This window comes from Streptomyces sp. NBC_00454 (assembly GCF_041434015.1).
Taxonomy (GTDB): Bacteria; Actinomycetota; Actinomycetes; order Streptomycetales; family Streptomycetaceae; genus Streptomyces.
Window position 1 is genome coordinate 7,633,124 of record NZ_CP107907.1, and the last position, 14,420, is coordinate 7,647,543.

Genomic DNA, 14,420 nt, shown 5'->3' on the forward strand with positions numbered 1-14,420 from the left:
GGCTACTTCAGCTGGTCCGCGGTGTACTGGCCGCTGTCCACCAGGACCTTCTGGTAGTTCTCCTTGTCGACGCTGACCGGCTGGAGCAGCTGCGCCGGCACGATCTTGACGCCGTTGTCGTACTGGCTGGTGTCGTTGACCTCGGGCTTGCCGCCGGTCAGCAGCGCGTCGCCCATCTGGACGGCGGCCTTGGCCAGTTGGCGGGTGTCCTTGTAGACGGTCTGGGTCTGCTCACCCGCGATGATCGACTTCACCGACGCCAGCTCGCCGTCCTGGCCCGTGACGACGGGCAGCGGCTGGCCGGCTCCGTAGCCGACGCCCTTGAGCGAGGAGATGATGCCGATCGAGATGCCGTCGTACGGCGAGAGGACGGCGTCGACGCGGGCGGCGGTGTACGACTTGCTCAGCAGGTTGTCCATCCGGGACTGGGCGAGACCGCCGTCCCAGCGCAGTGTGGCGATCTGGTTGAGGGAGGTCTGGCCGCTCTGCACGACCAGCTTCTTGTCGTCGATGTACGGCTTGAGGACGCTCATCGCGCCGTTGTAGAAGAACGCGGCGTTGTTGTCGTCCGGCGAGCCGGCGAACAGCTCGACGTTGAAGGGGCCCTTGCCGTCCTTGACGCCGAGCTTGTCGACGATGTAACTGCCCTGGAGGACGCCGACCTTGTAGTTGTCGAAGGTCGCGTAGTAGTCGACGTTCTTCGTGCCGCGGATCAGTCGGTCGTAGGAGATGACGGGGACGTGGGCGTCGGCGGCCTTCTGCAGCACGTTCGTGAGCGAGGAACCGTCGATGGCGGCGATCACCAGCAGCTTGGCCCCCTTGGTGATCATGTTCTCCACCTGGGAGACCTGGTTCTCCACGACGTTGTCGCCGTACTGGAGGTCGGTCTTGTAACCCTTGGCCTGGAACTCCTTGACCATGTTGTTGCCGTCGTTGATCCAGCGCTCCGACGACTTGGTCGGCATCGCGATGCCGATGAGGCCGCCCTTGGCGTCCCCGCCGGTCCCGCCGGCCCCGGCGTCGCCCGTTCCGTTGGCGCTCTGGCCGCAGGCTGCCAGCGACAGCGTCAGGCCCAGGGTGACAAGGCCCGCTGAAAGCTTCCGCACAGTTCCTCCAGTGATGTTCCGCGACCGGCACAGTGCGACCCGGCTGGGAGAACCGGAAGCGGTCGAGCGGGGCCGGCCGGGAGTCGTTCCCCGCGCTGTTGCGAAGTTCAGGTTTGCAGTGGCTCCGGCCTGGCGATACCTGAGTGTTAACGCTCACAAGTGTGTCGTCAAGGGTCTGTTCAGATCACCATTGGGCAACATCGCCGCAGGCGGGCAGCCTCCTCGCCGGAGCGGCTCCACAGCGGGACGTCCGGGCAGGTCGACCACGGGCGGCTTCCGCGGTTTCTGCGGCTTTGCCGAGTGCGGCGACTGGCGTACGGGGCCGGGTGCCGGGCGGGATTGCGGATCGCCGGACCGGGGGACGTCCCGCCGTCTTCTGTGCCGACGATGACACGGTGCTCGGTCTGCCGGGGGCGCGCCCTGCGCGAGTCCGGCCCGCTCGATTCCGGGAGGCGTCGGCTCGCCGGATTCGGCGACATTGTTGAGCCCACCTGCCTCACTCCGCCCGTGGCCGCTGTGCGGCAGGGGTTCGGCGAGCTCGGCCGCCGGGCCCTGGAAACCGCTCGTCGAGGGGTCGGGGGGCGGCGTGCACACCCGCATCCCCGCCTGCCGATCTTGCCCGAGATGGCAGCGCGGGCCCGGGCGTCGGCCTTGAGCTGGCGCCATCGGGCCGGGGGGCCGGCCGCCGCGTCGGCCGAGGCTCTGCGCCGAGCCGGTCGCACTTTGACGAGGCCTCCATGGGTTCCTTGACAGGAAGATTGTGAGCGCTAACAATTTGCCCTCATGGAGAGAGGTGACGCTTCAACTCCGCAGGAACCAATGCCGGTTTCCCGTGCGAGGGATGAGGGAGTGCCCTGATCCCTGCCGTCCGGGGACCGGGCAGGTGTGTCGTCGGCATCGACTCCGGCATCCTCACCGGTCGTGCTGGTCCACGTGCATGCCGGGCGGCAGCTCGCGACCGGCGTGCACGAGATACCCCGCACGCCGTCATCGAGCGCGAGTCGGCCGATGCCCGGCGGCTGGCGCCGTCTGGGCTGGGCCCTGCGGCATCCCGAGGGCCGGCGAGACGCGTCGCGCACCGTCCTTCCCGTCGTAATCGCCGCCGTCGGCGTTGATCCCGCCTCCGCCTCCGGTTCATCGGCATCGCCGCAGACCTCACCAAGCGAAGGGTCCTGCCGGTGGTCGCCGAGGGGTACCCCGCTCGCCGAGACCGCCGGGTGGGCCGCTAGGGGGTGTCTGATGGATCTCCGTGGGGAAGGAGCGGCGTCCGGTGCGTGCTCTCGGTGTGCCGGCCGGAAGCCTGCGTACTGGACGTACTCGGGCTTTCGGCCGGTGCGGCGAGAGCGCGTGCCGCCCGGCACCGCACCTCGCCGACGCGGGCTCGACCGCAAGATCCGAAAGAGGCGACCTAGTGCTGTGGCCGGAAAGGTTTGCCGGGGCGCGGTGTCCGGTGCGGTGCATCGCAAGGCGGAGGGCCACGTCTCGTACTGGACGTACTTGCGTGGGCCGACAACGCGGCGAGGTGCCGTGCCGGGCGCCGCGACCCGGTGAACTTTTCCGGTCACAGCACTAGCTCTCGCGCCTGCCCCGAGCCGGGGGTACGCCGCCCGGCCCAGGGGGCCAGGCCGACCGTGGCTCTGTCCGACCCGCGCGAGGCACGTTGAACGCGACCATCGAGTTCGTCCGTCGCCGAGTCGACGACCTCCACCAGGGACTCGTCCGCCATGGCCTGGTGGTCCGGACGGAGGGCAATGTCTCCTCCCCGCCTTCGCGGTGAGGACCTGTTGGCCATCAGGCCGAGTGGGACCTCTCACGACGGGCTCGCGCCTCAGGACATGGTCCCCATGGACCTTGATGGGGACGTCGTCGAAGGCGACCATGCGCCTTCCTCTCCTCCGGTGCCCCCGCGCACGCCGACGTCTACTGCCCGCTCCCCGGAACTCCTGGTGACCGACACCGACACTGCCATCCGCCGGTTCGCCAAGGTGCTGCGCTCGAACCAGGCTCACCGCCGACCGGCCGGGGGATGTGCGTTCGTCCTCCTGCGCGTGACGAAGCCCCGTACGTCGGTGGATCCGTGTGCGTCTCGACGCCGTGCCGCTGGGAGCTGGGGGCGGGTCCGAGCGGCGGACGTACCGGTGGTCGTGCGCGGCCACCGTTGCCCGACAGCGGTGAGGCCGTCCAGCCGCCGGGCGCGGTCGGGTCGCCGGAGAACGTCAGCAGACCGCCGGGGCGTCGCGCGGAGTGGGAGGTTCGCCGGACGGGTCCCCGACCTCGTCCTAGGGCATCCCTGCGCTCGCCAGGAGGCGCGCGCGGCACGGCTCGTGGCGCGCCGGGCCCCGCGACCGGGTGGGCGTGGGTCGGTGCGAGGGCCGGGCGCGAGGTGCCCACCGGACCGGGTCTACGCCGTCGGCCGGTCGAGCCGCGAGTTCTCGGGGAGGCGGGGCCCCAGGGCGGCTGTCGAAGCGCTTGGACGCCGTCCAGCGCGCGAACGACGCGTTCCGAGTTCAGTAGGAACGCGAACCGATTCAAAACTGGTTTCACCAGGGACGGTTGACAGTGGGAGTGGTTCATGTCAGCGTCGAAGCGCTTCGACAAATGATCGTAACGCCCAACCTGCCTAGGGGTTGTTCACGTGAGTTCCCTGTCCGCGCCCGCAGCCGGTGCGCCTCCTTTCCGTAATCCGGAGCTACCGCTGCGCAAGCGTGTCGACGACCTGCTCGAACGGCTCACGCTCGACGAGCGGCTCGCGATGCTGCACCAGTGCGTACCGGCCGTCCCGCGCCTCGGCGTCGGTTCCTTCCGAACCGGCAGCGAGGCCCTGCACGGGGTCTCCTGGATGGGGGTGGCGACCGTCTTCCCGCAGGCCGTCGGTCTCGGGGCCACCTGGGACGAGGGCCTGGTGCGCCGGGTCGCCGAGGCGGTCTCGATCGAACTGCGCGCCTTCCACCGCCACCGCCCGCCCGTCGTCGGCAGCGCTCCCCACAGCCTCCAGGCCTGGGCGCCCGTGCTGAACCTGCTGCGCGACCCGCGCTGGGGGCGCAACGAGGAGGGGTACTCCGAGGACCCGGTGCACACCAGCCGCCTCGGGGAGGCGTTCTGCCGGGGGCTGTCCGGCGACCACCCGACCTACCTGCGGGTGGCCCCGGTGCTCAAGCACTTCCTCGCCTACAACAACGAGGACGACCGGTGCACCACCTCCTCCGGGCTGCGACCGCGCGTGCTGCACGAGTACGACCTGGCCGCCTTCCGCCCCGTCGTGGCATCCGGCGCCGCGACCGGCGCGATGGCCGCCTACAACCTCGTCAACGGCCGTCCCTGCCACGTGAGCCCGCTCATCGAGTCGGAGCTGCGCCGTTGGGCGGAGCCGACCGGCCACGAGCTGTTCGTGGTCAGTGACGCCGAAGCCCCGTCCAATCTGGTCGACCTCGAGGAGTACTTCGACGACCACGCCGAGTCCCACGCGGCGGCGCTCAAGGCGGGCATCGACAGTTTCACCGACCATGGCGAGGACGGCGCGACGCCGGTCGGCCGACTGCGCGAGGCCCTGGAGCGCGGCCTGATCGACGGGGCCGACGTGAACCGCGCCGTCCGGCGTCAGCTGGAGCTCCGCTTCCGGCTCGGTGAGTTCGACCCGGAACTGGACCCCTATGCCGGTATCGGGCCCGAGGTCATCGACTGCGCCGAGCACCGCGAGCTGGCGCGGCGCGCCGCGACCGAGTCGGTGGTGCTGCTCAAGAACGACGGCCTGCTGCCGCTCGACGCGGTGCGGACACCGCGGATCGCCGTCATCGGCCCGCTCGCCGACACGCTGTGCGAGGACTGGTACAGCGGCACCCCGCCCTACGAGGTCGGCGTCGCCGCGGGACTCTCCGAGGCGCTCGGCGTCCACGGCGGCGAGGTGGTCTGCGAGGAGGGCGCCGACCGGATCGCGCTGCGCTCCCGCACCACCGGGGAACCGCTCGGCAAGACCGCCTTCGACGTGGCCGACTGGGGCAGCGGCGTACTGACCCTGCGCGCCGCCGACACCGGCCGCTACCTGAGCCTCAAGGGCGACGACTCGCTGGCGGCCGACCAGGAGGTGCTCAAGAGCTGGGAGATCCACGAGACCTTCCGGCTCGAACCGGCCGAGGGCGCAGACGTGGTGCTGCGCTCCGTCCTCACCGGACGCTACGCCGCCGTGGACCCGGCCGACGGCCGGGTGAGCGTCACCGCCTTGACCGCGGACGTCGCCGAGCGCTGGCAGCGGGAGCTGCTGCGCGACGGCGCGGCCGAGGCGCGGGCGGCCGCCGAGACGGCCGACGTGGTGGTCGTCGTCCTCGGCAACCACCCGATGGTGGGCGGCCGCGAGACCGAGGACCGCGCGGGCATCGACCTGCCCGGGACTCAGGACGCGCTGCTGCGCACGGTCGCGGCCGTCTGCCCCGAGACGGTGCTGGTGGTGATGAGCAGCTACCCGTACGCCGTCGACTGGGCCCAGGAGCACCTGCCCGCCGTGGTGTGGACCTCCCACGGCGGGCAGGAGACGGGCCATGCACTGGCCGCGGTGCTGCTCGGGGAGGCCGAGCCCGCCGGCCGCCTGCCGCAGACCTGGTACCGGGGCGGGTACCCGTTGCCGGATCCGCTCGACTACGACGTGATCAAGGCCGGCTGGACCTACCAGTACCACGGGGCCGCGCCCCTCTATCCCTTCGGCCACGGGCTGTCCTACACCGACTTCGCCTACGGCGGCCTCGGCCTGTCGCATCCGTCGATCGGCCCGGACGGTTCGCTCGACGTCACGGTGAGCCTGGCCAACACCGGCCGGCGGGCGGGCAGCGAGGTGGTCCAGCTCTACGTCCGCGCGCTGGACGCCCGCTACGAGGCCCCCCGGCAGCGCCTCGCCGACTTCAGCAAGGTCCGCCTGGAGCCGGGCGAGGGACGGGAGTTGAGGTTCTCGTTCCCGGCCGACCGGCTCGCCCACTGGTCCACCGCGACCGGCGCCTTCACCGTCGACCCCGGCGTATACGAGATCACCGCCGGCCGCTCCGCCGAGAACCCGGTCCTCACCGCACGGCTCACGGTGACCGGACCGGCCCCCGAGCCCCGCGTGGTCGTCGGCCGGCGAACCCTGACCGTCGACTTCGACGACCACGCGGACATCACCATCGTGGACGCCGCCCGCGCCGGCGGTGACGCGGTGACTCCGGCCGATCCGGCGCGGCCCGCGACGCTCCTCTTCCGCGACGCCGATCTCTCCGGGGCGGTCCGGGTGGAGGCCGAGACCGCCCTCGAGAACGCGGGGTCCGGGCAGGCGCGGTTGGAATTCCGGGCCGGTGAGCGACTGTTGGCCGAGATCGCGGTTCCCGCAACCGGCAACCGCTACACGTGGACGACCGTCGCGGCCGAACTCGCCGCTCCCCTGGACGGTGTCCACGACCTGCGGCTGACCCTGCACGGCGGCTTCCGTCTGGCCGCCTTCGGCTTCACCGCGTCCAGTGAGAACGGCTGAGGCCGGCGGGACCGGCTGAGTCCCGCACCCCCGCGAGACCGGCGGCCCGCCACAGGGGGCGGGCCGCCACCCCTTCCCGTACCACCCCTTCCCGTACCACCGCCCTGACCGGCGAGGCAGGCGAGGCCCCCTGAGGTTGCCGCCGAGCTCCGTCACCGCGTCACCGCGTCACCCCGTCACCCCGTCACCTCTCCGACCGGAGGAAGCCCCCATGCCGCTCACAGACCTCGGCGCGGACGAACTCATCGACTACCGCCCCGAGTTGTCCGATCCGACAGATTTCGACGACTTCTGGCGGCGTACCCTCGCCGAAGCCCGGTCACACGACGGGGCGATCAAGGTGGAGCGGGTCACCGCCCAGCACATGCTGCACACCGTCGAGGTCGACGACGTGCGCTTCCCCGGCTGGAACGGCGAACCGGTGGCCGCCTGGCTGCTGCGCCCGCGCGACGCGGCCGGACCGCTTCCGGTCGTCATCACCTACATCGGCTACAGCGGCGGTCGCGGACTGCCCACCGACCACCTGTTCTGGTCCGCCGCCGGCTACGCCCAACTCGTCGTCGACAGCCGGGGTCAGGGCCACGACACCCCGGACCGGGGCGCGGGCGACGGCACGCAGTGGGTCGAGGGGTTCATGACCCGCGGCATCGACTCTCCCGACGACTACTACTACCGGCGGTTGATCACCGACTGCGTGCGAGCCGTGGACGTGGTCGCCGAGCTGCCCGGACTCGACAGCCGTCGGATCGTGGTGGCCGGAGGCAGCCAGGGGGGCGGTCTGGCGCTCGCCGTCGCCGGTCTCGCCGGGGACCGCGTGGCGGCCGCGATGCCGGACGTCCCGTTCCTGTGCCACTTCCGCCGCGCCACCGCGATCTGCGGCGAAGGCCCGTACCAGGAGATCGCCAAGTACCTGCGCTGGCACAGCCGTCACCGCGTGGAGCCGGCCTTCGCCACCCTCGACCACTTCGACGGCGTCCACTTCGCCCGGCGGGCCACCGCGCCGACGCTGTTCAGCGTGGCCCTGATGGATCCGATCTGCCCGCCCTCCACGGTCTACGCCGCCTTCAACCACTACGCGGGCGTGGACCGCACCATGACCGTGTGGCCGTTCGGCGACCATGGCGGCGGCCTCGGCTCCAACCCGCCCGTCCAGCTGGCCTGGCTGCGCGAGCGCGGCCTGGCGCCGGAGCTCTGACCCGCCCCGCACCACCGGACCGGCAGAGCGCGCGAGGGCGCCCCGCGGGCCGAGCAGCCCGCTTGGCCGCCCGCGCCCCGCGCCCCGCGCACCGAGCCCCGCACCCCCGAGACCGAGGAGCCCGACCGACCCGTGAGATACCGCCCATGACCACCCCGGACTTCCCGGAACTGCCCGCCGGGTTCCGTTTCGGTGCCGCGACCGCCGCCTACCAGATCGAGGGCGCCCACGACCAGGACGGCCGCGGCCCGTCCATCTGGGACACCTTCAGCCACACGCCCGGCCGTACGCTCGACGGAGCCACCGGCGACACGGCGTGCGACCATTACCACCGCCACCCGCAGGACGTCGCCCTGATGCGCGGGCTCGGCGTGGACAGTTACCGCTTCTCGATCGCGTGGCCCCGCCTGCTGCCCCGGGGCACCGGACCGGCCAACCCCAAGGGGCTCGACTTCTACGACCGCCTGATCGACGATCTGCCGGCCGCCGGAGTCGCCCCCGCCGTCACCCTCTACCACTGGGACCTGCCCCAGACCCTGGAGGACCGGGGCGGCTGGCGGGTCCGGGAGACCGCCGAGGCCTTCGCGCAGTACGCGGCCCTCGCGGTCGAGCGCTACGGGGACCGGGTGGAGCGGTGGATCACCCTCAACGGGCCCTACTGTTCCGCCTTCGCCGGGTACGCCGAGGGGCGCCACGCACCCGGCGCCCAGAAGGGCCGGGGCGCGCTCGCCGCCGCCCACCACCTGCTGGTCGCCCACGGCCTCGCGGTCCGGGAGCTGCGTGCGGCGGGCGCCCGGGAGGTCGGGATCGCACTCAACCTCGACCGCATCCACACCGCCTCCGCCCTTCCCGGGGACCGCGCCGCCCTGCGCCGCGCCGAAGTCCTCCACAACGAGGTCTGGACCGAGCCGCTGCTCGCCGGACGCTACCCGGCGCACGAGGCCGGGACCTGGGCCGGCCTCGCCGACGGCCCCTGGCGACTGCCGGGCGACCTGGAGCTGATCGGCGCGCCGCTCGATTTCCTCGGAGTCAACTTCTACCGCCCGATCACCGTCGCCGCAGCCCCCCACCGCACGGACGACCTCGAACTGCGCACTGCCACGGACATCGGCGTCAGAGAGCTGGACCCGTACGGTACGCGGCTCACCACCATGGGCTGGCCCGTCGTCCCGGAGGCGCTGACCGAACTGCTGCGCGCACTCCACGCCCGCTACCCGAGGCTTCCGCCGGTCTGGATCACCGAGAACGGCTCCGCCGAGGCCGATGCCGTCGGTCCCGACGGCCGGGTCCATGACACCGCGCGGACCGACTACCTGGCGGACCACCTCGCCGCCGTCGCGGAGGCGGTCTCGGCGGGCGTGGACGTGCGCGGCTACTACGTCTGGTCGCTGCTGGACAACTTCGAGTGGGCGCGCGGCTACGGCCAGCGCTTCGGCCTGGTCCACGTCGACTACGACACGCTGACCCGAACGCCCAAGGACAGTTACCACTGGTTCCGGGCCCTGATCACCGCGCACCGAGCGCGGACGGAGGAAACCACCCGATGAAGTTCACCGATGGCTACTGGCTGATGCGCCCGGGCGTCACCGCGCGTTACGCCGCCGAGGTCGCGGACGTCCGGGCCGACGAGCACCGGATGACCCTCCACGCGCCGGTGAAGCACGTGCGCAGCCGCGGTGGCATGCTCAACAGCGCGCTCCTGACGGTCGATTGCTGGTCGCCGGCCGAGGGTGTCATCGGGGTGCGCGTCACCCACCACGCCGGTTCGGTGCGGCGCGGCCCGGATTTCGCACTGCCCGGCGCGCAGGAGGGGAGCGGGAAGGTGCACCGGGACGGCCCGGTGGTCGAGCTCAGTGCGGGTGAGCTGTCGCTGCGGGTGGACACCTCACAGCCGTGGCGCCTGGAGTTCACCGCCGGCGGGCAGGTGCTGACCTCCGTCGGCGAACGCGGTACCGGCTTCGTCACCGACGACACCGGGCGGCACTTCATGCTCGGCCAACTCTCGCTGGGCGTAGGAGAGCTGGTCTACGGCCTGGGGGAGCGGTTCACGCCGTTCGTCAAGAACGGGCAGGTCGTGGACATCTGGCAGGCCGACGGCGGCACCAGCAGCGAACAGGCGTACAAGAACATCCCCTTCCACCTGACCAACCGGGGCTACGGCGTCTTCGTCAACCACCCCGGCAAGGTCAGCTACGAGGTCGGCTCCGAGTCGGTCGGCCACGTGCAGTTCAGCGTCGAGGACCAGTCGCTGGAGTTCTTCGTCGTCCACGGCCCGACCCCGAAGCAGATCCTGGAGCGCTACACCGCGCTCACCGGCCGTCCGGCCCTGCCCCCGGCCTGGGCGCTGGGCCTGTGGCTGACCACCTCGTTCACCACCGACTACGACGAGGCCACCGTCAACCGCTTCGTCGCGGGCATGGCCGAGCGCGGCATCCCGCTGAGCGTCTTCCACTTCGACTGCTTCTGGATGCGCGCCTACCAGTGGTGCGACTTCGAATGGGACTCCGACACCTTCCCCGACCCGGTCGGCATGCTCGCCCGACTCGGGCAGCAGGGACTGCGGATCTCCGCCTGGATCAACCCGTACATCGCGCAGCAGTCGGTGATGTTCGAGGAAGGCGTGCGCGAGGGCTACCTGGTGCGGCGCCCGGACGGCAGCGTGTGGCAGTGGGACCTGTGGCAGCCCGGCATGGCCCTGGTGGACTTCACCAACCCGGCCGCCCGCGACTGGTACACCGGCAAGCTGAAGACGCTGCTGGACCAGGGCGTGGACTGCTTCAAGACCGACTTCGGCGAGCGCATCCCCACGGACGTCGTCTGGCACGACGGCTCCGACCCCGAGCGGATGCACAACTACTACACCCACCTCTACAACGAGGCCGTCTTCGACCTGCTGCGGGCGGAGCGCGGCGAGGGCGAGGCACTGCTCTTCGCCCGCTCCGCCACGGTCGGCGGCCAGCAGTACCCGGTGCACTGGGGCGGCGACTGCGAATCCCACTTCAACGCCATGGCCGAGTCGCTGCGCGGCGGGCTCTCCCTGGGCATGTCAGGCTTCGGCTTCTGGAGCCACGACATCGGCGGCTTCGAGGGCACCCCGACCCCCACCGTCTTCAAGCGCTGGGTGCAGTTCGGCCTCCTCTCCTCGCACAGCCGGCTGCACGGCAGCAAGTCCTACCGCGTCCCGTGGGACTACGGGGAGGAGGCCGTCGAGGTCACCAGGGAGTTCACCCTGCTGAAGCACCGCCTCGCCCCGTACCTCCAGCGCGCCGCCCAACAGGCCCACGCCACCGGCATCCCCGTCATGCGCGCCATGGTGCTGGAATTCCCCGACGACCCCGCCACGGCCGCGCTGGAGCGGCAGTACATGCTCGGCGACGACCTGCTCGTCGCTCCGGTCTTCACCGACGACGGCACGGTCGAGTACTACGTGCCGGAAGGGACGTGGACTAACGTTCTGACCGGCGCCCGGATCAAGGGTCCCCGCTGGGTCCGCGAACAGCACGGCTTCCACACCCTGCCGCTGCTGGCCCGCCCCGACTCCGTCATCCCGCTCGGCGCCGAGGACCAGCGCCCGGTCTCCGCCTGGGCGGACGGCGTAGAGCTGCGGGTGCACGCCTTTGCCGACGGCGCCGAGCGCACCGTGGTGATCCCGCGCTCCGACGGCCCCGGCGAGGCGGCCCGCTTCCACCTGAGCCGCCGTGGTGACCGGCTCCACGTGACCACCGACAGCCCGCATCCCTGGCAGCTCCGGTTCGGCGGGCCGGACGGGACCGTCCACGCCCGGCCCGCCGGCACTCTGGAGGCCGACTTCGCCCACCCGGCCTGAGGCGGGCGGCCGGCGCGAAGGCGCCGGCCTCTTAAGGCGTGGCGGAGCCGGGCCGTGGAACCCCACGGCCCGGCTCCTGCGCGCACCGGCTCAGCGGGCGTCGGCTCAGCGGGCCCCGAGGAGGTGTTCGAGGGCGAGCTGGTCCAGCTGCTCGAAGGCCATGCCGCGGCGGGCGGCGGCATCCACGTCGAACTCGTCGAAGGCGGACCGGTCGGCCAGCAACCCGGCCAGGCCGTCCTCGGCGGTGGGCAGGGCCAGTTCGGGCAGTCGGGAGGCGGCGAGCGCGGCCCGGACCTGCGGATCGGACCGGAAGGCGCGGGAACGCTCAGCCAGGAGCAGGTAGTTGCGCATGCAGGCGGCCGCCGAGGCCCAGACGCCGGCGGAGTCCTCGGTGCGCGGCGGCTTGAAGTCGAAGTGGCGGGGGCCGTCGTAGCCGGCCGACTCCAGCAGGTCCACCAGCCAGAAGGCCTGGCGCAGGTCGCCCGCGCCGAAGCGCAGGTCCTGGTCGTACTTGATGCCGGTCTGGCCGTTGAGGTCGATGTGGAACAGCTTGCCGTGCCACAGGGCCTGGGCGATGCCGTGCGGGAAGTTCAGCCCGGCCATCTGCTCGTGGCCGACCTCCGGGTTGAGGCCGACCCGGTCGGGCCGGTCCAGCTCGTTGATGAACGCCAGGGCGTGGCCGATGGTGGGCAGCAGGATGTCGCCGCGCGGCTCGTTGGGCTTGGGTTCGATCGCGAAGCGCAGGTCGTAGCCCTGGTTCTCGACGTACTCGCCCAGCAGGTTGAAGGCCTCCTTCAGCCGGTCGAGGGCGGTGCGCACGTCCTTGGCCCCGCCCGACTCCGCGCCCTCGCGGCCGCCCCAGGCGACGTAGACCTCGGCGCCGAGTTCCACGGCCAGGTCGATGTTGCGGATGGTCTTGCGCAGCGCGTACCGGCGCACGTCCCGGTCGTTGGCGGTGAAGGCGCCGTCCTTGAACACCGGGTGGGTGAAGAGGTTCGTCGTGGCCATCGGCACCTTCAGCCCGGCCGTGTCGAGGGCGGTACGGAACCGCTTGACCGCCTGCTCGCGGGCGGCGTCGCCGGAGCCGAAGGGGATCAGGTCGTCGTCGTGGAACGTGACGCCGTAGGCGCCGAGCTCGGCCAGCCGCTCCACACTCTCGACGGGGTCGAGGGCGGGCCGGGTGGCGTCGCCGAAGGGGTCCCGCCCCTGCCAGCCGACGGTCCACAGGCCGAAGGTGAACCTGTGCGCGGGGGTGGGAACGAGCGGGTCGCTGGTCATGGGGCGCTCCGGATCAGGCCGAGGGCTATTTGTAATGACGAAAAACAAATTAGTATGCCGGGACGCCAGAAGGAACCCCACCGGAGGAACGCATGTCTGCTCAGCGTGTCGTGATCGGTGTCGACAGCTCGACCCAGTCCACCAAGGCCCTCGCCGTCGACCTGGAAACCGGCGCCGTCCTGGGCGAGGGCCGCGCCTCGCACGCCGTCAGCGCCGGCGCCGGACGCGAGAGCGACCCCGAACAGTGGTGGGGGGCGCTCGGCGAGGCCGTGGCGGCCACCGGCTGGGCGGATCGCGCAGCGGCCTGCTCGATCGCCGGCCAGCAGCACGGCCTGGTCACCCTCGACGGGGCAGGCGGGCCGGTGCGCCCGGCGCTGCTGTGGAACGACGTCCGCTCCGCCCCGCAGGCCGCCGGACTCGGAGCCGCGTTCGGCCCGGCCGAGCTCGCCCGCCGTACCGGCAGCGTCCCGACGGCCGCCTTCACGGCCGCCAAGTGGGCCTGGCTGCGCGCGAACGAGCCTGCCGCCGCCGACCGCGTCGCGGCCGTCCGGCTTCCCCACGACTTCCTGACGGAGCGGCTGACCGGTGAGGCGGTGACGGACCGCGGTGACGCCTCGGGGACCGGCTGGTGGGGCCCGGACGGCTACGACCAGGACGTCCTCGACCGGATCGGCCTCGACCACGGGCTGCTGCCACAGGTCCTCCCGCCGGGCGCCCTCGCGGGCACCGTCCGGGCCGGGACGCCACTGCGCGAGGGCGCGTTGGTGGCCACCGGGACCGGTGACAACATGGCCGCCGCCCTCGGGCTGGGCCTGACCCCCGGACGCCCGGTGCTGAGCCTCGGTACCTCCGGCACCGTCTACGCCGTCGGCCGGACCCGGCCCACCGACCCGAGCGGAACCGTCGCCGGCTTCGCCGATGCCCTCGGCGGCTGGCTGCCGCTCGCCTGCACGCTCAACTGCACCCTCGCCGTCGACCGCTTCGCAGCCCTGGTCGGACGCGACCGCGAGGACGTCGAGGCGGGTGGCACGGTGGTGGTCCTTCCCTATCTGGACGGCGAGCGCACGCCGGACCTCCCGGGCGCTTCCGGCCTGGTCCACGGCCTGCGCCACGACACCACGCCCGGACAGGTGCTCCAGGCCGCCTACGACGGCGCCGCCCACGCCCTGCTCGTGGCCCTGGACGACGTACTGCGTGCCGGAGGCGAGAACCCCGCCCCCGAAGAACCGCTGCTGCTGATCGGCGGCGGAGCCCGCGGCAGGGCCTGGCAGCGGACCGTCCTGCGGTTGTCCGGCCGAGCGGTCCAGGTACCCGCGGCACAGGAACTGGTCGCGCTCGGGGCCGCCGCCCAGGCCGCCGCACTGCTCACCGGTGAGCCCGCCGACGCCGTCGCCCGGCGCTGGCGGACCGCCGAGGGCCGGGTACTGGACCCCGTACGCCGTGACGACGACACGCTCGAACGGATCACCAGTACGCTGCGGCGGGCGCGGGCCTTGCAGGAGCTCCCGCCGGCAGAACGATAGG

General features: G+C 72.1%; 7 protein-coding genes. 5 read left to right on the plus strand and 2 right to left on the minus strand.

Translation table 11 applies throughout. The features are described 5' to 3' along the window. Positions 1–2: 2 nt before the first annotated feature. Positions 3–1,106, minus strand: a complete 1,104-nt coding sequence (gene chvE, locus OHU74_RS34905; protein ID WP_330300515.1) for a multiple monosaccharide ABC transporter substrate-binding protein — start codon at positions 1,104–1,106, stop codon at positions 3–5. Positions 1,107–3,750: 2,644 nt separating this feature from the next. Here chvE and OHU74_RS34910 point away from each other — a divergent pair. The 4 genes from OHU74_RS34910 (at position 3,751) to yicI (ending at position 11,618) form a co-directional block, all read left to right on the plus strand. Further along, the gene (locus OHU74_RS34910; protein ID WP_371619528.1) at positions 3,751–6,597 is read left to right on the plus strand and encodes a glycoside hydrolase family 3 C-terminal domain-containing protein; all 2,847 of its coding nucleotides are present in this window, start codon (positions 3,751–3,753) and stop codon (positions 6,595–6,597) included. Between the two features lie 211 nt (positions 6,598–6,808). Next, on the plus strand, positions 6,809–7,792 hold the full coding sequence (locus tag OHU74_RS34915; RefSeq protein ID WP_371614163.1) for an acetylxylan esterase: 984 nt from the start codon (positions 6,809–6,811) through the stop codon (positions 7,790–7,792). 146 nt (positions 7,793–7,938) lie between these two features. Further along, positions 7,939–9,339, plus strand: coding sequence for a GH1 family beta-glucosidase (locus OHU74_RS34920; protein WP_371614162.1), 1,401 nt, complete (start codon positions 7,939–7,941; stop codon positions 9,337–9,339). Continuing rightward, on the plus strand, positions 9,336–11,618 hold the full coding sequence (gene yicI, locus OHU74_RS34925) for an alpha-xylosidase (RefSeq protein WP_371614161.1): 2,283 nt from the start codon (positions 9,336–9,338) through the stop codon (positions 11,616–11,618). Before OHU74_RS34920 ends, yicI begins: the two co-directional genes overlap by 4 nt. Before the next feature lie 105 nt (positions 11,619–11,723). Here yicI and xylA read toward each other — a convergent pair whose 3' ends face one another. After that, entirely contained in the window at positions 11,724–12,896 is a 1,173-nt protein-coding gene (xylA, locus tag OHU74_RS34930; RefSeq protein ID WP_330300520.1) for a xylose isomerase, read from the minus strand. A 92-nt stretch (positions 12,897–12,988) separates the two neighbouring features. Here xylA and xylB point away from each other — a divergent pair, with 92 nt between their 5' ends. Continuing rightward, positions 12,989–14,419 (plus strand): xylulokinase, encoded by a 1,431-nt coding sequence (xylB, locus tag OHU74_RS34935; protein WP_371614160.1) that lies wholly within the window; start codon positions 12,989–12,991, stop codon positions 14,417–14,419. Position 14,420: the final 1 nt, after the last annotated feature.

Excerpts from the sequence above, each read along its gene's own strand:
- yicI (WP_371614161.1), top strand. The coding sequence starts at position 9,336 with ATGAAGTTCACCGATGGCTACTGGCTGATGCGCCCGGGCGTCACCGCG.
- OHU74_RS34920 (WP_371614162.1), top strand. The coding sequence starts at position 7,939 with ATGACCACCCCGGACTTCCCGGAACTGCCCGCCGGGTTCCGTTTCGGT.
- OHU74_RS34915 (WP_371614163.1), top strand. The coding sequence starts at position 6,809 with ATGCCGCTCACAGACCTCGGCGCGGACGAACTCATCGACTACCGCCCC.
- xylA (WP_330300520.1), bottom strand. The coding sequence starts at position 12,896 with ATGACCAGCGACCCGCTCGTTCCCACCCCCGCGCACAGGTTCACCTTC.
- xylB (WP_371614160.1), top strand. The coding sequence starts at position 12,989 with ATGTCTGCTCAGCGTGTCGTGATCGGTGTCGACAGCTCGACCCAGTCC.